Genomic DNA, 20,725 nt, shown 5'->3' with positions numbered 1-20,725 from the left:
ACATCAAACGCGGAGAGTACCCAGGGTCTTGCAAGCATCCCCAGCCACTTATTTAAAGGCAGACAAGAAGAATGAAAGCTTACGCCGTACCTTTCGAGAAGTTCGTCAACCTGGCCGATGCCCGTCTGGGCACCAAAATCATCTCGGTCACCGATGACTGGTTCGCAGACGCCAATCGTCTGTTTCAGCCGACCCCGGCCGTATGGAAGGAGGGGGTGTTCGACGACAACGGCAAGTGGATGGACGGCTGGGAATCGCGCCGCAAGCGCTTTGAAGGCTACGACAGCGCGGTGATCCGTCTGGGCGTACCGGGTTCGATCAAGGGCGTGGACATCGACACTTCATTCTTCACCGGCAACTTCCCGCCATCGGCCTCTCTGGAAGCGTGCTTCCTGGCGTCGGGCGAGCCTGACGAAAACACCCAGTGGACTGAAGTGCTGTCGGCCGTCGAGCTGCAAGGCAACAGCCACCACTACCACGAAATCAGCAACGACAAAGCCTTCAGCCACCTGCGCTTCAATATCTACCCGGATGGCGGTGTAGCCCGTCTGCGCGTGTATGGCATTCCGTTCCGCGACTGGTCGGCGGTTGGCGACAACGAGCAAGTCGACCTGGCTGCAGCCCTGAACGGTGGCCGCGCCCTCGCCTGCTCCGACGAACACTTCGGCCGCATGAGCAACATCCTCAACCCGGGCCGTGGCATCAACATGGGCGACGGCTGGGAAACCGCACGTCGTCGTACCCCGGGCAATGACTGGGTGATCGTCGCACTGGGCCACCCGGGCGAGATCGAAAAAATCATCGTCGACACCCTGCACTTCAAGGGCAACTACCCGGACACCTGCTCGATCCAGGGCGCGTTCGTGAAAGGCGGTACTGACAGCCAGATCGAAACCCAGTCGCTGTTCTGGCGTGAACTGCTGCCGAGCCAGAAGCTGGAAATGCACGCCGAACACACCTTCGTCGAACAGATCAAGGCACTGGGTCCGATCACCCACATCCGCCTGAACGTGTTCCCGGATGGTGGTGTGAGTCGCCTGCGCGTTCTCGGCAAGGTCGCTAAATAAGGTTGAACCCAATCGCTGGCAAGCCAGCTCCCACAGGTTTTGTGAACGCCACAGTCCACTGTGGGAGCGGGCTTGCCCGCGATGGCGATAGTTCTAACAACACAGAATTCGGATAAGAAGAACAGCATGCGCACACTGACGATTGAACCGCTGACCAAAGAAGCCTTCGCCCCTTTCGGTGACGTGATCGAAACCGACGGCAGCGATCACTTCATGATCAACAACGGTTCGACCATGCGCTTCCATAAACTGGCGACGGTCGAAACCGCTACGCCTGAGGACAACGCGATCATCAGCATTTTCCGCGCCGACGCGCAGGACATGCCGCTGACCGTTTGCATGCTGGAACGCCATCCGCTGGGCAGCCAGGCTTTCATTCCGCTGCTCGGCAACCCCTTTCTGATCGTGGTCGCGCCAGTTGGCGATGAACCTGTATCAGGCTTGGTCCGCGCCTTCGTCACCAACGGCAGGCAGGGCATTAATTACCATCGCGGCGTCTGGCACCACCCGGTGCTGACGATCGAAAAGCGGGATGACTTCCTGGTGGTTGATCGCAGTGGCACAGGCAACAACTGCGATGAGCATTTTTTCAAAGAGGATGAGCGTTTGATCCTCGCCCCCCACCAATAAGAGAAGGTCTGATCACCCGACAACAAGGGTGACAGGCGAGAGGTAAAGACTGTGGAAGCACATCTGTTGGAATGGCTGAACCTGAGCGTGCGCTGGGTTCACATGATCACTGGCGTGGCCTGGATCGGCGCGTCGTTCTACTTCGTCTGGCTGGAGAACAACCTCAACCGCGTCAACCCGAAAACCGGTCTGGCCGGTGACCTGTGGGCGATCCACGGTGGCGGTATCTATCACCTGGAAAAATACAAACTGGCCCCACCGTCGATGCCGGAGAACCTGCACTGGTTCAAATGGGAAGCCTACTTCACCTGGATGTCGGGGATCGCGCTGCTGTGCGTGGTGTTCTACTCCAACCCGACGCTCTACCTGCTGGCTCCGGGCAGCACACTGAGCGGCCCTGAAGGCGTGGCCATCGGTATCGGCTCGCTGTTCCTCGGCTGGTTCATCTACTCCTTCCTGTGCGACTCGGCCCTGGGCAAACGCCCTGCTCTGCTCGGCTTCATTCTGTTCGTGCTGATCATCGGCGCAGCGTATGGCTTCAGCAAAGTGTTCAGCGGTCGTGGTGCGTACCTGCACGTCGGCGCGATCATCGGCACCATCATGGTCGGTAACGTGTTCCGCATCATCATGCCGGCGCAACGTGCACTGGTTGCCGCGATTGCCGAGAACCGCACGCCGGATCCGGCGCTGCCAGCCAAGGGCCTGTTGCGTTCGCGTCACAACAACTACTTCACCCTGCCGGTGCTGTTCATCATGATCAGCAACCACTTCCCGAGCACTTACGGCAGCCAGTACAACTGGTTGATCCTGGCCGGGATCGCGGTGTTGGCGGTGTTGGTGCGTCACTACTTCAACACCCGTCATGACAGCCACAAGTTTGCCTGGACCTTGCCTGTGGCAGCGGTGGGCATGATCAGTCTGGCGTACGTCACCGGCCCGATGCCAATGTCGACCGCGCCGGAAGTGGCCAAGGCGCCTGCCAAAATCGAGTACCAACCACTGCCGGAAACGGCACTGGGCGGTGGTTTGAAACCGGCTGAAGCGGCACCGGCAGCCCCTGCCGAACCTGCAGCAGCACCGGCGCAAGCCTCCAACGCAGGGCCTGGCTTCGACAAAGTGCACAACGTGATTCAAGAGCGTTGCACGGTTTGCCATTCGGCCAAACCAACCAGCCCGTTGTTCAGCGCAGCTCCGGCGGGTGTGATGCTCGACACCCCTGAGCAAATTCGCCAGAACGCGGCACGCATCCAGGCGCAAGCCATCACCACGCAGATCATGCCACTGGGCAACATCACTCAGATGACCCAGCAGGAACGTGACCTGATTGGTGCATGGATCGCCCAGGGAGCGCAGACCAACTAAGCAGTAAAAGGATCGCTGGCAAGCCAGCTCCCACAGGGTTTTGCACTGCCTGTGTGGGAGCTGGCTTGCCAGCGATTGGCCGCAACGCGGTTGACCTGATGCAAAGAAACAGCTGTGAGCAACCCGGCAGCTGTTCAATCACAAGAATAAAAAGATCCGAGGTGTTGCATGTCCGAGCTGTCCAAAGCGCGCATCCCCGACGCACCCGCCATTCAGCGTTTGCCCCTTTTGCAACTGATCCTGGTCGGTTTGCAACATGTTCTGCTGATGTACGGTGGTGCCATCGCGGTGCCGCTGATCATTGGACAGGCCGCTGGCCTGAGTCGTGAAGAAATTGCCTTCCTGATCAACGCCGACCTGCTGGTCGCCGGTGTCGCCACCATCGTGCAGTCCTTGGGTATCGGCCCGATGGGCATTCGCATGCCGGTGATGATGGGCGCCAGTTTTGCCGCCGTCGGCAGCATGGTCGCCATGGCCGGCATGCCCGGTATCGGCCTGCAAGGCATCTTCGGTGCAACGATCGCCGCCGGTTTCTTCGGCATGCTCATTGCGCCTTTCATGTCCAAGGTCGTGCGCTTCTTCCCGCCGCTGGTGACCGGCACGGTCATCACCTCGATCGGTTTGTCGCTGTTCCCCGTGGCCGTGAACTGGGCCGGAGGCGGTGCCGCCGCTGCGCAATTCGGTTCACCGATTTACCTGGCCATCGCCGCACTGGTGCTGGCGACCATTCTGCTGATCCACCGTTTCATGCGCGGTTTCTGGGTCAACATTTCCGTGCTGATCGGCATGTGCATCGGCTACGTGCTGTGCGGCGCACTCGGCATGGTCGATCTGAGCGGCATGGCCAACGCGCCATGGGTTCAGTTCGTCACCCCGCTGCATTTCGGCATGCCGAAATTCGAACTCGCGCCGATTCTGTCGATGTGCCTGGTGGTGGTGATCATCTTCGTCGAGTCCACCGGGATGTTTCTGGCGCTGGGCAAGATCACCGACCAGGAAGTCTGCCCACGGATGCTGCGTCGCGGCCTGCTGTGCGATGCCGGCGCCTCATTCGTCGCCGGTTTCTTCAACACCTTCACCCACTCCTCGTTCGCGCAGAACATCGGCCTGGTGCAGATGACCGGCGTGCGCTGCCGCTCGGTAACCATCGTTGCCGGCGGCCTGTTGATCGTGTTGAGCCTGCTGCCGAAAGCCGCGTTCCTCGTCGCGTCGATTCCGCCGGCGGTGTTGGGCGGCGCGGCGATCGCAATGTTCGGCATGGTTGCCGCAACCGGCATCAAGATCCTTCAGGAAGCCGACATCGGCGACCGTCGCAACCAACTGCTGGTGGCGGTGAGCATCGGCATGGGCCTGATCCCGGTGGTGCGTCCGGAGTTCTTCGCCCACCTGCCAATGTGGATGAGCCCGATCACCCACAGCGGCATCGCCATGGCCACGCTCAGCGCGCTGACGCTGAACCTGCTGTTCAACATCCTTGGCGGCAAAGAGCGCGCGGCGATCAACGACTGCCACGCGCACCAGCACTAACGAAATAACCCTGTGGGAGCGAGCTTGCTCGCGAAAGCGGTGCGTCATTCAACAGTGATGGCGACTGACACGCCCTCTTCGCGAGCGAGCTCGCTCCCACAGGGGGCAAGCAACCGCTCTGCGCCTCAAACAATAAAAACAAGAGGGAGCACCAGATGATTCGCACGCAAACCAACGTTCTGTTGAGTGGCGGCCTGCTGGCCGCGAGTCAGGCCATGGCCGGCGATTTACTGCTGTGGCAGACCAACAGCCTGAGCTATCTGTATGGCAAGAACTTCGCGATCAACCCGTCGATCCAGCAGACGGTGACGTTCGAACACGCTGACAAGTGGAAGTACGGCGACAACTTCCTGTTCGTCGACAAAATCTTCTACAACGGCCAGGAAGACCGCAACAAAGGCCCGCATACCTTCTACGGCGAATTCACCCCACGCTTCTCGTTCGGCAAGATCTTCGACCGCAAGCTCGAATTCGGCCCGATCAAGGACGTGCTGCTGGCGATGACCTACGAGTACGGCGAAGGCGAGAGCGAGGCCTACCTGATCGGCCCCGGTTTCGACCTCAAGGTGCCGGGCTTCAACTACGTAACCCTGAACATCTTCCGCCGCCAGACCGAAGGCCCGCGCCCCGGCGACGGCGTCTGGCAGATCACCCCCGGCTGGTCCTACAGCTTTCCCCTGGGCAATTCCGATGTGCTGATCGACGGCTATCTGGACTGGGTGGTCGACAACGACGAGAACTCGCGCGGCACCTACCACGCCAACCTGCACATCAATCCGCAGATCAAGTACGACCTGGGCAAGGCCTTGGGCTGGAGTCAGAAGCAGCTGTATGTCGGTACCGAATACAGCTATTGGAAGAATAAATACGGCATTGAAAGCAGCCACAACTTCGACACCAACCAGAACACCGCCAGCCTGCTGGTGAAGGTGCACTTTTAAGATGGCCCGCAACCGTGCCCCATACCTGTCGTCGGTGCTCTGTTGCGGGGCACTTGAGAGCTGGCCGAGGAGTCAGTATTCTCCGCGGCCTCTTGAATTCGGTCTAAAAAAAAGCCCGGATTTAATTCCTGACCAGCGGGCCAACTTATCCCGGCCCCGGTCAGTACCGAGGCATCCCGAAAACACGCTCAATCGACTGTTTTTCAGCAGCCGATCGGGCGTTTTTTTGCTTTTCGAACGCCTTGGCTCAGCTCTTGCTAACAGCATCAAAGCTGACCGGTCGGATGACTTTTACAGCAATGAAAAAAGGTGCCACACCAGAGCGCCGATCTTAAAAAAAATAAACGTAGAAACTACTTTGGGAGCAACCGAATGAAACGTATGTGCACCAGCCTGATGCTCGCGGGATCGATGTTGGCCGGCGGCCAGGCCATGGCCGACGGCCTGCTGCAGTGGCAGAACAACAGCCTGACCTACCTGTATGGCAAGGACTTCCAGGTCAACCCGCGCATCCAGCAGACCGTCACCTTCGAGCACGCCGATGCGTGGAAGTACGGGGATAACTTCTTCTTCCTCGACAAGATCTTCTACAACGGTGGCAAGGACTTCAGTAACGGTCCGAACACCTACTACGGTGAGTTCAGCCCGCGCATCTCGCTGGGCAAAGTGCTCGACCAGAAGATCGAGTTCGGCCCGATCAAAGACGTCCTGGTGGCGATGACTTACGAGTTCGGCGAAGGCGACACCGAGTCGTACCTGATCGGTCCAGGCTTTGACCTGGCGATTCCGGGCTTCGACTACTTCCAGTTGAACTTCTACCAGCGTCACACTCAAGGTGCTCGCGCCGGTGACAACGTCTGGCAGATCACACCGGTCTGGTCCTACACCATCCCGGTCGGCAAGTCGGACATCCTGATCGACGGCTTCATGGACTGGGTCACCGACAACGACTCCAACTCCAAAGGCGATTACCACGCCAACCTGCACTTCAACCCACAGGTCAAATACGACCTGGGCAAAGCGTTGAGTTTTGGCGAGAAGCAGTTGTATGTCGGTGTTGAATACGACTACTGGAAAGACAAGTACGGCATCGACGACACCGGTGCGTTCAAAACCAATCAGAGCACCACGAGCTTCCTGGTGAAGTTCCACTTCTGATCCAACGGCGTCCGCAAGGACGCCTTCGCGAGCAAGCTCGCTCCCACAGGGATTTTGTGAACGACACATTTCCTGTGGGAGCGAGCTTGCTCGCGAATGGCTTCAGCACAGGTTTCAGGCCGGAACCACCGCCTCGGTGATCCCCAGAAACCGGCACAGCTCCTCGCGCTTGGCCAGCGCATCGCGCCGTCCCAAGTCAATCAGCTCGCTGCAATACCCCGCCTCGAACAGCAGATAACTCAACACCCCTGCCCCACTGGTCTTGGTCGCCCCCGGTCCGCGCAAGAACAGGCGCAACGCCGCCGGCAATTCCTGGCGATGCCGCGCCGCGATCTCATCAATCGGCTGACTCGGCGAAATCACCAGCACCTCCACCGGCGCCACGCCCAGCGTACGGGTCGGCGTGCCTTCGGGCATCAAATGGCTGAACTGGTTGAGACGCTGCAGCAGTTCGATATCGCTCTCCAGACTGTCAATAAACGTGCTGTTGAGCATGTGCCCGCCGATCTGTGCCAGCGTCGGCTGTTGCCCGGTGTAGGCGCGCTCCAGCGGCTGCTGCGGATCGAAACCGCGCGGGTTGCCACTGACGCCCACCACCAGCACCCGGCTCGCGCCCAGATGCAGTGCCGGGCTGATCGGCGCGGACTGGCGCACCGCGCCATCACCAAAATATTCATCGCCGAGTTTGACCGGCGCGAACAACAACGGAATCGCCGAACTGGCAAGCAGATGCTCCACCGTCAGTTGGGTCGGCACGCCAATACGCCGATGCCGCAGCCAGGCGTCGATCTTGCCGCCGCCCTGATAGAACGTCACGGCTTGCCCCGACTCGTAGCCGAACGCCGTCACCGCCACCGCATGCAATTGCTTGCGCACGATGGATTCGGCGATGCCGGGCATGTGCAGTTTTTCTTCGAGTAAATCGCGCAAGGGCGAACTGTTGAGCAGCGCCACCGGCAATTGTCGACCGAGGCCGAGCAGGCTGTGGCTGACAAAACGACTGGCCTGATGAATGACGCCAGGCCAGTCACTGCGCAGCACACGATGACTGCGAAAGCCTTGCCAGAACAAAGTGAGGCGTTCGATGGCGGCGCGAAAGTCAGTGGCACCGCTGGCCAGACTGACGGCGTTGATCGCCCCGGCCGAGGTGCCGACGATCACCGGAAACGGATTGTCCGCGCCCGACGGCAGCAACTCGGCAATCGCTGCCAGCACGCCCACCTGATACGCCGCCCGAGCCCCGCCGCCGGAAAGAATCAAACCTGTAACCGGTTCAGCTGGGCTCATCGCAACACTCCGGGGTGCTTGAAGGGATGGGGGCAATCAACCGCGTTTGGCGTACAGCTTCGGCTCGCCGGGCGGGCGGCTCTTGAAGCGGCGATGTGCCCACAGGTATTGCTCGGGACAGGCTCGCAGGGCACTTTCCACCCACTGGTTGATGCGGATGCAATCGGCTTCTTCGGTCTCGCCGGGAAAGTCTTCCAGCGGCGGATGAATCACCAAGCGGTAACCGCTGCCATCGGCCAGACGTTCCTGAGTGAACGGCACGACCAGCGCCTTGCCCAGACGGGCAAATTTCGTCGTCGCAGTAACGGTCGCCGCCTGAATGCCGAACAGCGGCACGAAGATGCTTTGCTTGGCGCCGTAGTCCTGATCCGGTGCGTACCAGATTGCCCGTCCCGAGCGCAGCAGCTTGAGCATGCCACGCACATCGTCGCGCTCCACGGCCAGCGAATCGAGATTGTGCCGCTCGCGACCACGACGCTGAACGAAGTCGAACAATGGATTCTTGTGTTCGCGGTACATGCCGTCGATGGTGTGTTGCTGGCCGAGCAGCGCCGCGCCGATCTCCAGCGTGGTGAAGTGCGCCGCCATCAGGATCACGCCTTTGCCTTCGCGCTGGGCCTTTTGCAAATGCTCAAGGCCTTCAACGTGGGCCAGCTTGGCCAGGCGCTCGCGCGACCACCACCAGCTCATCGCCATTTCAAAAAAAGCGATGCCGGTGGACGCGAAGTTTTCCTTGAGCAGGCGTTTGCGCTCGGCGGCGGATTTTTCCGGGAAGCACAGCTCAAGGTTGCGCTTGGCGATGCGCCGCCGGTCGCCGGCCACGCGATACATCAAGGCGCCCAAAACTCGACCGATGGTCAGCAACACCGGATAAGGCAGCTGCACGATCAGCCACAAAAGCCCCAGACCGCACCAGAGCGGCCAGAAGCGTGGAGAAAGAAATGTTTTTCGAAAACGCGGGCGATCCATTAAAGCTTCCGTAAATACAGTGGCCGCGCATTCTACATCGTTCGACCCGGCTTGCGGCCTGCGGGCGTTCTCGTTATAAGTCTCGGCACTTTTAGTGACAAGCCGTTGTATGCCGACATGAGCCAAACCGAACCGTTAGACCAAGATCCCGTATTCCAGCTCAAGGGCAGCATGCTGGCCATTACTGTGCTGGAACTGGCCCGTAACGACCTCGAAAGCCTCGATCGGCAATTGGCCGCCAAAGTCGCCCAGGCGCCGAATTTCTTCAGCAACGCGCCGCTGGTTCTGGCACTGGACAAACTGCCGCCGAGCGAAGGCGCGGTCGATCTGCCGGGGCTGATGCGCGTTTGCCGTCAGCACGGCCTGCGCACCCTGGCGATCCGCGCCAGCCGTATCGAAGACATTGCTGCGGCCATCGCCATCGACATCCCCGTACTGCCGCCGTCCGGTGCCCGTGAACGGCCGCTGGAAACCCCGGAAGCGGAAGTCAAAAAGAAGCCGGAAAAACCGCCTGAGCCGACGATCAAACCGACCCGCGTCATCACCACGCCAGTACGTGGTGGCCAACAGATATACGCCCAGGGTGGCGATCTGGTGGTGGTGTCGTCGGTCAGTCCGGGGGCGGAACTTCTCGCCGATGGCAACATCCATGTATACGGCCCGATGCGTGGCCGTGCGCTGGCCGGCGTCAAGGGCGATACCAAGGCACGGATTTTCTGTCAGCAATTGAGCGCTGAACTGATCTCCATCGCAGGCCATTACAAGGTTTCCGAGGATTTGCGTCGTGATCCGATGTGGGGCTCGGGCGTACAGGTCAGCCTGTCGGGCGACGTGTTGAACATCATTCGGCTTTAACGGATACTGCCGCATTTTCCAAGCATCTCTAAAACGTAGCGAAAACGGCTCAAACGAAGTAGGAAAAAGGCCAAAAGCCGAATTCCAGCCAAGGCTGTCCGACTGCAGTAGTTTTCAAGAGATGTTTTTCAGGGGCTAAAAAGTCCTTCTTCCTTAGGGGTGAAACACCTTGGCCAAGATTCTCGTGGTTACATCCGGCAAGGGTGGTGTGGGTAAGACCACCACCAGCGCCGCTATCGGTACCGGCCTCGCTCTGCGCGGCCACAAAACAGTGATCGTCGACTTCGACGTGGGCCTGCGTAACCTTGACCTGATCATGGGTTGCGAACGCCGCGTGGTGTATGACTTCGTCAACGTGGTCAACGGCGAAGCCAACCTGCAACAGGCGCTGATCAAAGACAAGCGTCTGGAAAATCTTTACGTGCTGGCCGCCAGCCAGACCCGCGACAAAGACGCGCTGACCGTCGAAGGCGTGGAAAAAGTCCTGATGGAGCTCAAGGAGCAATTCGAGTTCGTCGTCTGCGACTCCCCGGCGGGCATCGAGAAAGGCGCACACCTGGCCATGTACTTCGCTGACGAAGCGATCGTCGTGACCAACCCGGAAGTGTCCTCGGTACGTGACTCGGACCGCATGCTCGGCCTGCTGGCGAGCAAATCGCGCCGCGCCGAACGTGGCGAAGACCCGATCAAGGAACACCTGCTGATCACCCGCTACCACCCGGAGCGTGTTGAAAAAGGCGAGATGCTGGGCGTTGAAGACGTCAAGGAAATCCTCTCGGTAACCCTGCTCGGCGTGATCCCGGAATCCCAAGCGGTGCTCAAGGCATCCAACCAGGGCGTACCGGTGATCCTCGACGACCAGAGCGATGCTGGCCAGGCTTATAGCGATACCGTCGACCGCCTGCTGGGCAAAGACAAAGCACACCGGTTCCTCGATGTCGAGAAGAAGGGATTCTTCGAGCGCCTGTTTGGAGGTAGGTAATGAACCTTTTTGACTTCTTTCGTGCCAACAAAAAGCCAAGTACCGCCTCGGTAGCGAAAGAGCGTCTACAGATCATCGTGGCGCATGAGCGCGGCCAGCGCAGCACGCCGGATTACTTGCCAGCCTTGCAGAAGGAACTGGTCGACGTGATCCGCAAGTACGTCAACATCGGCAACGACGACGTACATGTTGCACTGGAAAGCCAGGGCAGTTGCTCGATTCTGGAACTCAACATCACCCTGCCTGATCGCTGAGTCGATCCGGCAGGAACGACGGCGGTTCAGGGCCATTCCCATGCGGGAATGGCCCTGAACCGCCGTTGGCATTTGTTACGAGGCTGTTTTAATGCCGCTGTCCAACATCCGCATCATCCATCAGGACGCCGCCGTACTGGTGGTCGACAAACCGACGTTGCTGCTCTCGGTGCCCGGCCGCGCCGACGACAACAAGGACTGCCTGATTACCCGCCTGCAGGAAAACGGCTACCCGGAAGCGCGCATCGTCCATCGTCTGGACTGGGAAACTTCCGGCATCATTCTGCTGGCGCGTGACGCCGACACGCATCGCGAACTGTCGCGGCAGTTTCACGACCGTGAAACCGAAAAGGCCTACACCGCCCTGGCCTGGGGTCAACCGGAACTCGACAGCGGCAGCATCGACCTGCCATTGCGCTACGACCCACCGACCAAGCCGCGTCATGTGGTCGATCATGAGTTCGGCAAACACGCGCTGACCTTCTGGCGCGTTTTGGAACGTTGCGGCGACTGGTGTCGCGTCGAGCTGACGCCGATCACAGGGCGTTCGCATCAATTGCGCGTGCACATGCTGTCGATCGGGCACCCGTTGCTCGGTGATGGCCTCTACGCCCACGAGCAGGCGCTGGCGGCATGGCCACGGCTGTGCCTGCACGCGAGCATGCTCAGCTTCACCCATCCGCAAACCGGCGAACGCCTGCGCTTCGAGTGCCCGGCGCCGTTCTGACCAACACCGCAGCCCCCTTGTAGGAGTGAGCCTGCTCACTCCTACAAGGATCCGGTGCAGATTCAATTCCCTGGCCGATGCGTTAAACTCCCGCCCATTGCTGTCTGGAGCTTCTTATGCGCGAAGAGTTGAACCAAGGCCTGATCGACTTCCTCAAGGCCTCCCCTACCCCGTTCCACGCCACCGCCAGCCTTGTTCAGCGTCTGGAGGCCGCCGGTTACGTGCGCCTCGACGAGCGTGAGCCGTGGAACACCGAGGCCAACGGCCGCTATTACGTCACCCGTAACGATTCCTCGATCGTCGCGATCAAAATGGGCCGCAACTCGCCACTGTATGACGGTATCCGTCTGGTCGGCGCCCACACCGACAGCCCGTGCCTGCGGGTCAAGCCGCAACCGGAACTGCAACGTCAGGGCTTCTGGCAACTGGGCGTCGAAGTCTACGGCGGCGCACTGCTGGCACCATGGTTCGACCGCGACCTGTCGCTGGCCGGCCGTGTGACCTTCCGCCGTGACGGCAAGGTCGAGAGCCAGTTGATCGACTTCAAGGCACCGATCGCGATCATTCCCAATCTGGCCATTCACCTCAACCGTGAAGCCAACCAGGGCTGGGCGATCAACGCACAGACCGAACTGCCGCCGATCCTCGCGCAGTTCGCCGGTGACGAGCGTGTGGATTTCCGCGCCGTGCTGACCGATCAACTGGCCCGCGAACACGGCCTCAACGCCGACGTGGTGCTCGATTACGAGCTGAGCTTCTACGACACGCAAAGTGCCGCGGTGATCGGCCTGAACGGTGACTTCATCGCCGGTGCCCGTCTGGATAACCTGCTGTCCTGTTACGCCGGCCTGCAGGCCCTGCTGACCGCCGACACCGAAGAAACCTGCGTGCTGGTGTGCAACGATCACGAAGAAGTCGGTTCCTGCTCGGCCTGTGGCGCCGACGGCCCGATGCTCGAGCAGACCCTGCGCCGTCTGCTGCCGGAAGGTGACGAATTCGTCCGCACCATCCAGAAATCCCTGCTGGTGTCGGCGGACAATGCCCACGGCGTGCACCCGAACTACTCGGAAAAGCATGACGCCAATCACGGCCCGAAACTCAACGCCGGTCCGGTGATCAAGGTCAACAGTAACCAGCGCTACGCCACCAACAGCGAAACCGCCGGTTTCTTCCGCCACCTGTGCATGGCCGAAGAAGTCCCGGTGCAGAGCTTCGTCGTGCGCAGCGACATGGGCTGCGGCTCGACCATCGGCCCGATCACCGCCAGCCACCTGGGCGTGCGCACGGTCGACATCGGCCTGCCGACCTTCGCCATGCACTCGATCCGCGAACTGTGCGGCAGCCATGACCTGGCGCACCTGGTCAAAGTCCTGAGCGCGTTCTACGCCTCCCGCGACTTGCCGTAAGCCCCTGCTGTGTGGCGAGGGAGCTTGCTCCCTCGCCACACGATCAGCGCAAAACCGGCTCTATTCTGATACACATCAGCCCGGTGCAGCGAAAACCGACCTAGACTTGAATCATTCCTTTCGACAAGGCAGTCACCATGATCTCGATGTCTTCATTCCACGCCATGCTGGTGCCCATCCTCACCGGGATGATCTTGCTGGCCATCGGCTTCAACTTCCGCGACAAGAATGCCGGCGTCTTTGCCATGTGGGTCGGCATGCTGACGATCCTCGCCACCGTGGTCTACAAGATCCTCGCCAAACTCAACGAATAAATCCGCGCCCGGCTCGCATTGATAATGTCGGGCTCGTACACTCCAGCGAATCCGCCCCTTGCGAGGTTGACCGCCTAGTGTTTGCTCGTCTTTTTGCTTTGCCCTGCCTGTTCCTCGTTTGCCTGATGACGCTGCTGCCGCTGGCGCCCGCCCATGCGGTCGGCCTGCCCGGTCTGCTCAACACCAGCAAAGCCCAGCCCGAAGCGCAGGAACCCCTCGGCCAATCCCTCGACGAAGTCATCAAGTCGCTGGAAAACGACAAGCAACGCGCGCAACTGCTGACCGATCTGAAGAAGCTGCGCGACGCCACCAAAAAAGCCCAGGCCAGCCCCGAAGAAGGCGTGCTGGGCCTGATCGGCGGCACCCTGGCCAGTTTCGAAAAACAGTTCACCGGTGCCGACAGCCCACTGACTCGCTGGGGTAACGAGTTCGACCTGGCCAAGGACGAACTCGACAACCTGATGTTGCCGGCCAGTGAATGGCTGCCGATCATCTTCGCCTTCGCCGTGATCCTGATGGTCTGGAGTTTGCTCGCCGCTGCGCTGATCTGGCTCGGCCATCGGGTGCGCATGCGCTTCGGCCTGACCGAAGAACTGCCCCAGCACCCCAGGGCTCTCGACATGCTGCGCTTTGCCCTGCGCAAGCTCGGGCCGTGGCTGATTGCACTGGTCATCACCGTCTACATGAGCTACGCGCTGCCATCGTCACTGGGCAAAAGCCTGGCGATGGTGCTGGCCTATGCCCTGGTGGTCGGCACCTGTTTCTCGGCGATCTGCGTCATCGCGTTTTCGCTGCTCGACGGCCCGCACCGGCACCGGGCGCTGTACATCCTGCGCCATCAGGCCTTCCGCCCGCTGTGGCTGATCGGCAGCTTCGCCGCGTTTGGTGAAGCGCTGAACGACCCGCGCCTGGTGGACAGCCTCGGCGTGCACCTGGCGCACACCACCGCGACCATTACCAATGTGCTCGCGGCGCTGTTCACCGGCCTGTTCATCCTGCGTTTCCGTCGGCCGATCGCGCACCTGATTCGCAACCAGCCGTTGTCACGGCGCCTGACCCGCCGGGCGCTGAGCGACACCATCGAAATCCTCGGCACCTTCTGGTATGTGCCGGCGCTGGTACTGGTCGGCATCTCGCTGTTCGCCACCTTCGTCTCCGCCGGCGACACCAGCACCGCCTTGCGCCAGTCACTGATCTGCACCGTGCTGCTGGTCATGTGCATGGTGATCAACGGCCTCGTGCGCCGGCATTCACTGAAACCGCAGCGCGGGCCGAAACGCCATGCGCTCTACTCGGAACGCCTGAAAAGCTTCTTCTACACCCTAGCGCATCTGCTGGTGTGGCTGGCCTTCATCGAACTTGGCCTGCGCGTCTGGGGCAAATCGCTGATCGGCTTCACCGAGGGCGAAGGGCATGACGTCAGCGTCAAATTGTTCAGTCTGATCGGCACGCTGATTTTCTCCTGGCTGATCTGGATCCTCGCCGACACCGCCGTGCACCACGCCCTCACCCGCTCGCGCAAAGGCCTGGCGAATGCCCGCGCACAGACGATGATGCCGCTGATCCGCAACGTGCTGTTCGTGGCGATTTTCATCATTGCGCTGATCGTCGCCCTGGCGAACATGGGCATGAACGTTACGCCACTGCTGGCCGGTGCCGGTGTGATCGGTCTGGCCATCGGCTTCGGTGCACAGTCGCTGGTCGCCGACCTGATCACCGGTCTGTTCATCATCATTGAAGACTCGCTGGCGATCGACGACTACGTCGACGTCGGCGGCCACCTCGGCACCGTCGAAGGCCTGACCATTCGCACCGTGCGCCTGCGCGACATCGACGGCATCGTCCACACCATCCCGTTCAGCGAAATCAAAAGCATCAAGAACTACTCCCGGGAATTCGGCTACGCGATTTTCCGCGTGGCGGTGCCGTACAACATGGAAATCGACGACGCGATCAAACTGATGCGCGAAGTCGGCCAGAAAATGCGCACCGATCCCCTGCAGCGGCGCAACATCTGGTCGCCACTGGAAATCCAGGGCGTGGAAAGCTTCGAGTCCGGCAGCGCGATCCTGCGCGCCCGCTTCAAGACCGCGCCGATCAAACAATGGGAAGTTTCCCGGGCGTTCAACCTGTCACTCAAACGCCACCTCGACGAGGCCGGCCTGGACCTGGCAACGCCGCGCATGAGCGTGCAAGTGATCACCGCCGGCGGTGGCCAGCCCAAGGAATAGCACTTGGGCGCGAGGTGCGGGTCACAGGCATGGAAGCCAGAACAACAATAACCAAGGAGAAACCCGATGCAGCTCACCCGCCTGACCCAAGCCCTTCTACTCAGCCTTGTCGCCGGCCACGCCGCTGCCGCCACCCTGGACAGCAGCCGCGAACACATCGCCGCGCAGGCCAAGGCCCTTGAACCGGAACTGCTGGAAACCCGCCGCGACCTCCACGCCCACCCGGAACTCGGCAACAGCGAAAAACGCACCTCGGCGCTGGTCGCCAAACAGCTCAAGGCGCTGGGCCTGGAAGTCAAAACCAACGTCGCCCGCACCGGCGTGGTCGCCGTCCTCAAAGGCGCCCTGCCCGGCCCGACCGTGGCCCTGCGCGCCGATATGGACGCACTGCCGGTCAAGGAAGTCGCCGACCTGCCGTTCGCCTCGCAAGCCAAAGGTACGTACCTCGACAAACAAGTCGACGTGATGCACGCCTGCGGCCACGACGCCCACACCGCGATCCTGCTGAGTACAGCGAAAATTCTTACAGGCATGCGCGACACCTTGCCCGGCACCGTGGTGTTCTATTTCCAGCCCGCCGAAGAGGGCCCGAGCGACTTCATCCCCGACGGCAAAAACACCTGGGGCGCGAAAATGATGGTCGAGGAAGGCGTGATGAAATCACCGAAACCCGACGCCGTGTTCGGCCTGCACGTCTGGGCCGGCGTCCCCGCCGGCCAGATCGCCTACCGCCCGGGCGCCACCCTCGCCAGCTCCGACGACCTGCGCATCAAAATCCTCGGCAAACAAACCCACGCCGGCCGCCCCTGGGACGGCATCGACCCGATCACCGTCGGCGCGCAAACCATCGTCGGCCTGCAAACCGTGGTCAGCCGCCGCACCGACATCTCGTCCTATCCGTCAGTCGTGAGCATCGGCACCATCAACGGCGGCACCCGCTACAACATCATTCCCGAATCTGTCGACATGAGCGGCACCATTCGCTCGTACGACTACGGCATCCGCCAGAAACTGCACGCAGACGTGCGCCAGACCATCGAAAAAATCGCCGAAAGCGGCGGCGCGAAAGCCGACGTGACCATCATCGAAAAATACGACCCGACCATCAACAACCCCGCACTGACGGAGAAAATGCTGCCGACGTTGAAATGGGCAGCCAAGGATGACGTGGTGAATGCACCGCTGGTGGGGGGCGCAGAAGACTTCTCGTTCTTCGCCAAGGAAGTGCCGGGGCTGTTCGTGTTTCTCGGGGTGACACCGCGGGATCAGGACATGAGCAAGGCTGCGCCGAATCACAATCCGGGGTTCTTTGTGGATGAGTCGGCGCTGGTGGTGGGCGTGAGGACGATGGCGTCGTTGGCGACGGATTATTTGTATGCCAATGCGGGGGCAGGCAAGTAGGTTTGAGATGACTGTGGGGGCGCTTTCGCGAGCAGGCTCGCTCCCACATTTGGACCGTGTGCAGCCTGCCAGAAATTGGTCGGCTGTCAGGCCGCCATCGCTGGCAAGCCAGCTCCCACAGGGATTGAGTTCACCGTTAGATATTCGTATCGCTTCGGCTTCTCACCACTCAACACAATGAGCGTTAGCTCGAGTACCGCTTTTGATCTTGATCCACGGGCGACGTCGTAAGGCTGAGTGGAGGGATTGATCCGGGGGGTGGGAGCGCAGCGACCGTTTGGCGCAGCCAAACACAGCGAGAGGAGGTGCAGCGAAGCAAACCGTAGGCGCTGCGCCCGGATCGATCCCGGAGCGAAGGAACCCCGAGCTTTAGCGAGCGGGCCGGACGTAGGAGCAAGCCTTTTTGGTTACTTTTTCGGCGTCTGGAAAAAGTGACCCGCCGTAAGGGCGGAACCCTAATCAGCAACACCCGAAGCAACGGATATGCCCCCAAAACGATCAAACCACATCAACCGATACGTGAATCGCATCATGCCGCCAAAACTCCAGATCACAATCAATCAACCGCTCATGCTGATCATAATTGACCCGAGCAATCCTCAACCCCGGGCTCCCGACAGAAACACGCAACGCCGCCGCTGCATCCACCGACAATGAAGTCGGCACAATCTCGAACCGCACCCGCCCATAGTGCAAATCGTAATGCCGCGCATACAACTCGGTGATCGACTGATTCAAATCAAACCCCAGAATCCCCGGAAAAAACTGCGGATTCAGATAGTGCTCCACATACAACACCAGCCGCCCGTCAATCCGCCGTGACCGGCAAATCTGAATCACGCTGGACAGCGCCGGCAACTGCAACCACTCACACACCGCCGCCGACGCCGGTTGCAGGCGCGCCGAAATCACCTCGGTCGACGGCACCCGCCCCTGCGCACTGACCATCGCGTGAAAGTGACTGCGCTGCATCAGGTTGTACGCCAGGCGCGGCGGCGAAACGAACCAGCCACGCCGCTCCTCACGATAAATCTGCCCTTGCGCCTCCAGTTGCAACAACGCCTCGCGCACCGTAATCCGCGTCGTACCAAACAACTCACTGAGCTTGCGCTCGGCCGGCAACTTGCTGCCGGGCGCGAGAAGTCCGTGGTCGAGTTGCTCCTGCAACACCTGGCCAATGGCTGTCACCGCTTTTGTTGCCTCATCGCGCATCAACGTTACCTATCTGGACTAGACCAGCACTGTTTCGGGGCAAAACCTGGCGGCCAATGAACCGTTTCCGCGTGTGGAAAGCCTAGGCAGTGCAGATGACCGAAAGATGACAAAGCTGCCGAACGGTCGTACTCACGGCTTGCAATACATCGGCCAAGTCCCTTGCCGGCCGGGCCTTTGAGCCTGGTCTACGCTTACGGGGCAGTCACCGATCCGGCGCAATTAAAACGCCTGAAGCAGGGCCGCCGACATCAAAGTGTCATCCAGCCCCCTTAAATTGGCTCAGGTATTGCTGACCTAGACCAACACAAACCGCAATCGCAGCGTTGAACACGACCAAGGAGCTTCGGAATGAAACAGCTTTTCCTGGCAACACTGTTAGGCTCGACCATTGCAATGTGCACCGCCGCCATGGCGGCCGACACCGACCTCAAAACCCTCGAAGCCGCTGCGAAAGCGGAAGGCGCCGTCAACAGCGTCGGTATGCCTGATGACTGGGCCAACTGGAAAGGCACCTGGGAAGACCTGGCCAAGACCTACGGCCTGAAACACATCGACACCGACATGAGCTCGGCCCAGGAAATCGCCAAGTTCGCCGCTGAAAAGGACAACGCCACCGCCGACATCGGCGACGTCGGTGCCGCCTTCGGCCCGATCGCGGTCAAGCAAGGCGTGGTGCAACCGTACAAGCCAAGCACCTGGGAGCAGATTCCGGCATGGGCCAAGGACAAGGACGGCAACTGGGCGCTGGCCTACACCGGCACCATCGCCTTCATCGTCAACAAAAAGCTGCTGCACGGCTCCGAAGTACCGACCAAATGGGCTGACCTCAAGGGCGGCAAATACAAGGTTTCGATCGGTGACGTGAGCACCGCCGCGCAAGCCGCCAACGGTGTACTGGCCGCGGCCCTGGCCAACGGCGGCGACGAGAAGAACCTCCAGCCGGCCCTGCTGCTGTTTGCAGACATCGCCAAGCAGGGTCGCCTGTCGATGGCCAACCCGACCATCGCCACCATGGAAAAAGGCGAGATCGAAGTCGGTGTGGTCTGGGACTTCAACGGCCTGAGCTACAAGGCCAAGATGGCCAACCCGGATGACTACGTGGTGCTGATCCCGTCCGACGGCTCGGTGATCTCCGGCTACACCACCATCATCAACAAGTACGCGAAAAACCCGAACGCCGCCAAGCTGACCCGCGAATACATCTTCAGCGACGCCGGCCAGACCAACCTGGCGCGCGGCAACGCCCGTCCGATCCGCGCCGAGCACCTGCAACTGCCGGAAGACGTGAAAGCCAAGCTGCTGCCGAACGAGCAGTACAAGAAGGTCACGCCGATCAAGGACGCCGACGCGTGGGAAAAAACCTCCAAGGCCCTGCCGCAGAAGTGGAACGAAGAAGTCATCGTCGAGATGAAGTGATGGCTTGACCCACTGTTTGATCCGACAAAGATCCCTGTGGGAGCGAGCTTGCTCGCGAATGCGGTTATTCATTCAGCATTGATGTTGGCTGACATGACGCCTTCGCGAGCAAGCTCGCTCCCACAAGGGATTGAGTTGATTTCGGAATATTTGAATTTCGCGGAGTTGTTGCCCCTATGAAACACAACGTCATCCTTGTCGTGCTCGACGGCCTCAACTACGAGGTCGCACGTCACGCCATGGGGCATCTGCAAGCTTATGTAGGCGCAGGACGCGCCGCGCTCTACCAGTTGGAGTGCGAGCTGCCGGCCCTGTCCCGACCGCTTTACGAATGCATCCTCACCGGCGTACCGCCAATCGACAGCGGTATTGTCCACAACGATGTCTCGCGCCTGTCCAACCAGCGCAGCATCTACCACTACGCCCGCGACGCTGGCCTGAAAACCGCCGCTGCGGCCTATCACTGGGTCAGCGAGCTGTACAACCGCTCGCCATTCGTGGCCGCCCGCGACCGTCACACCGACGATCCGGCGCTGCCGATCCAGCACGGACATTTCTACTGGAATGACCACTATCCGGATTCACACCTGTTCGCTGACGCGGAAAACCTGCGCCTGCGCCATGCGCCGAACTTCCTGCTGATCCACCCGATGAACATCGACGATGCCGGCCACAAGCACGGCCTCGACACCCCGCAATACCGCAACAGCGCCCGCTTCGCCGACATCATCCTGGCCGACTACCTGCAAGGCTGGCTCGATGCCGGCTATCAAGTGCTGGTGACTGCCGACCACGGCATGAACAACGACCGCTCGCACAACGGCCTGCTGCCGGAAGAACGCCAAGTGCCGCTGTTCGTCCTTGGTGACGCCTTCAGTCTCAACACTGACGCCGCACCGAAACAGATCGACATTTGCGGCACGGCCTGCGAACTGCTCGGCGTGCCCCACGACAAACCTGTGTGCCGGGAGCTGCTCAAGTGA

General features: G+C 60.6%; 19 protein-coding genes. 16 read left to right on the top strand and 3 right to left on the bottom strand.

What is annotated here, in order from left to right:
• Positions 1 to 71: 71 nt before the first annotated feature.
• The 6 genes from alc (at position 72) to PseuLF5_RS10525 (ending at position 6,685) form a co-directional block, all read left to right on the top strand.
• Positions 72 to 1,067 carry an allantoicase gene (gene alc, locus PseuLF5_RS10550; RefSeq protein ID WP_007960036.1) on the top strand — a complete coding sequence of 332 codons (996 nt, stop codon included), beginning with the start codon at positions 72 to 74 and terminating at the stop codon, positions 1,065 to 1,067.
• Positions 1,068 to 1,193: 126 nt separating this feature from the next.
• The gene (locus PseuLF5_RS10545) at positions 1,194 to 1,697 is read left to right on the top strand and encodes an ureidoglycolate lyase (protein ID WP_016773758.1); all 504 of its coding nucleotides are present in this window, start codon (positions 1,194 to 1,196) and stop codon (positions 1,695 to 1,697) included.
• A 51-nt stretch (positions 1,698 to 1,748) separates the two neighbouring features.
• Positions 1,749 to 3,059: a urate hydroxylase PuuD gene (locus PseuLF5_RS10540; protein WP_222833360.1), complete on the top strand. Its 1,311-nt coding sequence runs from the start codon at positions 1,749 to 1,751 to the stop codon at positions 3,057 to 3,059.
• A gap of 168 nt (positions 3,060 to 3,227) precedes the next feature.
• Entirely contained in the window at positions 3,228 to 4,586 is a 1,359-nt protein-coding gene (locus PseuLF5_RS10535) for a nucleobase:cation symporter-2 family protein (RefSeq protein ID WP_340133448.1), read from the top strand.
• 155 nt (positions 4,587 to 4,741) lie between these two features.
• Positions 4,742 to 5,527 (top strand): outer membrane protein OmpK, encoded by a 786-nt coding sequence (locus PseuLF5_RS10530; protein ID WP_186747523.1) that lies wholly within the window; start codon positions 4,742 to 4,744, stop codon positions 5,525 to 5,527.
• A gap of 372 nt (positions 5,528 to 5,899) precedes the next feature.
• Entirely contained in the window at positions 5,900 to 6,685 is a 786-nt protein-coding gene (locus tag PseuLF5_RS10525) for an outer membrane protein OmpK (RefSeq protein ID WP_322374015.1), read from the top strand.
• 114 nt (positions 6,686 to 6,799) lie between these two features.
• On the opposite strand, the gene PseuLF5_RS10520 is transcribed toward PseuLF5_RS10525, so the two are convergent.
• Together PseuLF5_RS10520 and PseuLF5_RS10515 are read right to left on the bottom strand one after the other, a co-directional pair.
• Complete coding sequence (locus PseuLF5_RS10520) at positions 6,800 to 7,972, bottom strand: patatin-like phospholipase family protein (protein WP_340133447.1); 1,173 nt, start codon at positions 7,970 to 7,972, stop codon at positions 6,800 to 6,802.
• 36 nt (positions 7,973 to 8,008) lie between these two features.
• Positions 8,009 to 8,941 (bottom strand): lipid A biosynthesis lauroyl acyltransferase, encoded by a 933-nt coding sequence (locus PseuLF5_RS10515; RefSeq protein ID WP_123467419.1) that lies wholly within the window; start codon positions 8,939 to 8,941, stop codon positions 8,009 to 8,011.
• A 117-nt stretch (positions 8,942 to 9,058) separates the two neighbouring features.
• Between PseuLF5_RS10515 and minC the strand changes: the two genes are divergently transcribed.
• The 8 genes from minC (at position 9,059) to PseuLF5_RS10475 (ending at position 17,111) form a co-directional block, all read left to right on the top strand.
• Entirely contained in the window at positions 9,059 to 9,796 is a 738-nt protein-coding gene (gene minC, locus PseuLF5_RS10510) for a septum site-determining protein MinC (protein WP_038367080.1), read from the top strand.
• 169 nt (positions 9,797 to 9,965) lie between these two features.
• Entirely contained in the window at positions 9,966 to 10,778 is an 813-nt protein-coding gene (minD, locus tag PseuLF5_RS10505; RefSeq protein ID WP_096822931.1) for a septum site-determining protein MinD, read from the top strand.
• Positions 10,778 to 11,032 carry a cell division topological specificity factor MinE gene (minE, locus tag PseuLF5_RS10500; protein ID WP_003223146.1) on the top strand — a complete coding sequence of 85 codons (255 nt, stop codon included), beginning with the start codon at positions 10,778 to 10,780 and terminating at the stop codon, positions 11,030 to 11,032. Before minD ends, minE begins: the two co-directional genes overlap by 1 nt.
• A gap of 91 nt (positions 11,033 to 11,123) precedes the next feature.
• Positions 11,124 to 11,759: an RluA family pseudouridine synthase gene (locus PseuLF5_RS10495; protein ID WP_007960625.1), complete on the top strand. Its 636-nt coding sequence runs from the start codon at positions 11,124 to 11,126 to the stop codon at positions 11,757 to 11,759.
• A gap of 116 nt (positions 11,760 to 11,875) precedes the next feature.
• On the top strand, positions 11,876 to 13,165 hold the full coding sequence (locus PseuLF5_RS10490; RefSeq protein WP_123467421.1) for a M18 family aminopeptidase: 1,290 nt from the start codon (positions 11,876 to 11,878) through the stop codon (positions 13,163 to 13,165).
• 137 nt (positions 13,166 to 13,302) lie between these two features.
• The gene (locus tag PseuLF5_RS10485) at positions 13,303 to 13,479 is read left to right on the top strand and encodes a hypothetical protein (protein WP_340133445.1); all 177 of its coding nucleotides are present in this window, start codon (positions 13,303 to 13,305) and stop codon (positions 13,477 to 13,479) included.
• Between the two features lie 77 nt (positions 13,480 to 13,556).
• Positions 13,557 to 15,710, top strand: coding sequence for a mechanosensitive ion channel family protein (locus PseuLF5_RS10480; protein ID WP_123467423.1), 2,154 nt, complete (start codon positions 13,557 to 13,559; stop codon positions 15,708 to 15,710).
• Between the two features lie 66 nt (positions 15,711 to 15,776).
• Positions 15,777 to 17,111 carry an amidohydrolase gene (locus PseuLF5_RS10475; RefSeq protein ID WP_340133444.1) on the top strand — a complete coding sequence of 445 codons (1,335 nt, stop codon included), beginning with the start codon at positions 15,777 to 15,779 and terminating at the stop codon, positions 17,109 to 17,111.
• Positions 17,112 to 17,609: 498 nt separating this feature from the next.
• Here the strand turns inward: PseuLF5_RS10475 and PseuLF5_RS10470 are convergent, their stop codons facing one another.
• Positions 17,610 to 18,323, bottom strand: a complete 714-nt coding sequence (locus PseuLF5_RS10470) for a UTRA domain-containing protein (RefSeq protein WP_123467427.1) — start codon at positions 18,321 to 18,323, stop codon at positions 17,610 to 17,612.
• 351 nt (positions 18,324 to 18,674) lie between these two features.
• On the opposite strand from PseuLF5_RS10470, the gene PseuLF5_RS10465 reads away from it, so the two are divergent.
• Positions 18,675 to 19,742, top strand: coding sequence for an ABC transporter substrate-binding protein (locus PseuLF5_RS10465; protein ID WP_123467429.1), 1,068 nt, complete (start codon positions 18,675 to 18,677; stop codon positions 19,740 to 19,742).
• A gap of 176 nt (positions 19,743 to 19,918) precedes the next feature.
• Positions 19,919 to 20,725, top strand: coding sequence for an alkaline phosphatase family protein (locus tag PseuLF5_RS10460; RefSeq protein WP_340133443.1), 807 nt, complete (start codon positions 19,919 to 19,921; stop codon positions 20,723 to 20,725).

The sequence above is a fragment of the Pseudomonas sp. LF-5 genome (genome assembly GCF_037626295.1).
GTDB lineage: Bacteria > Pseudomonadota > Gammaproteobacteria > Pseudomonadales > Pseudomonadaceae > Aquipseudomonas > Aquipseudomonas monsensis.
This window is presented reverse-complemented; position numbering and strand designations above follow the sequence as displayed.

Excerpts from the sequence above, each read along its gene's own strand:
- PseuLF5_RS10525 (WP_322374015.1), top strand. The coding sequence starts at position 5,900 with ATGAAACGTATGTGCACCAGCCTGATGCTCGCGGGATCGATGTTGGCC.
- PseuLF5_RS10460 (WP_340133443.1), top strand. The coding sequence starts at position 19,919 with ATGAAACACAACGTCATCCTTGTCGTGCTCGACGGCCTCAACTACGAG.
- PseuLF5_RS10515 (WP_123467419.1), bottom strand. The coding sequence starts at position 8,941 with ATGGATCGCCCGCGTTTTCGAAAAACATTTCTTTCTCCACGCTTCTGG.
- alc (WP_007960036.1), top strand. The coding sequence starts at position 72 with ATGAAAGCTTACGCCGTACCTTTCGAGAAGTTCGTCAACCTGGCCGAT.
- PseuLF5_RS10535 (WP_340133448.1), top strand. The coding sequence starts at position 3,228 with ATGTCCGAGCTGTCCAAAGCGCGCATCCCCGACGCACCCGCCATTCAG.
- PseuLF5_RS10470 (WP_123467427.1), bottom strand. The coding sequence starts at position 18,323 with ATGCGCGATGAGGCAACAAAAGCGGTGACAGCCATTGGCCAGGTGTTG.
- PseuLF5_RS10490 (WP_123467421.1), top strand. The coding sequence starts at position 11,876 with ATGCGCGAAGAGTTGAACCAAGGCCTGATCGACTTCCTCAAGGCCTCC.
- PseuLF5_RS10495 (WP_007960625.1), top strand. The coding sequence starts at position 11,124 with ATGCCGCTGTCCAACATCCGCATCATCCATCAGGACGCCGCCGTACTG.
- PseuLF5_RS10475 (WP_340133444.1), top strand. The coding sequence starts at position 15,777 with ATGCAGCTCACCCGCCTGACCCAAGCCCTTCTACTCAGCCTTGTCGCC.
- minE (WP_003223146.1), top strand. The coding sequence starts at position 10,778 with ATGAACCTTTTTGACTTCTTTCGTGCCAACAAAAAGCCAAGTACCGCC.
- PseuLF5_RS10545 (WP_016773758.1), top strand. The coding sequence starts at position 1,194 with ATGCGCACACTGACGATTGAACCGCTGACCAAAGAAGCCTTCGCCCCT.
- PseuLF5_RS10530 (WP_186747523.1), top strand. The coding sequence starts at position 4,742 with ATGATTCGCACGCAAACCAACGTTCTGTTGAGTGGCGGCCTGCTGGCC.
- PseuLF5_RS10485 (WP_340133445.1), top strand. The coding sequence starts at position 13,303 with ATGATCTCGATGTCTTCATTCCACGCCATGCTGGTGCCCATCCTCACC.
- PseuLF5_RS10520 (WP_340133447.1), bottom strand. The coding sequence starts at position 7,972 with ATGAGCCCAGCTGAACCGGTTACAGGTTTGATTCTTTCCGGCGGCGGG.
- minC (WP_038367080.1), top strand. The coding sequence starts at position 9,059 with ATGAGCCAAACCGAACCGTTAGACCAAGATCCCGTATTCCAGCTCAAG.
- PseuLF5_RS10465 (WP_123467429.1), top strand. The coding sequence starts at position 18,675 with ATGAAACAGCTTTTCCTGGCAACACTGTTAGGCTCGACCATTGCAATG.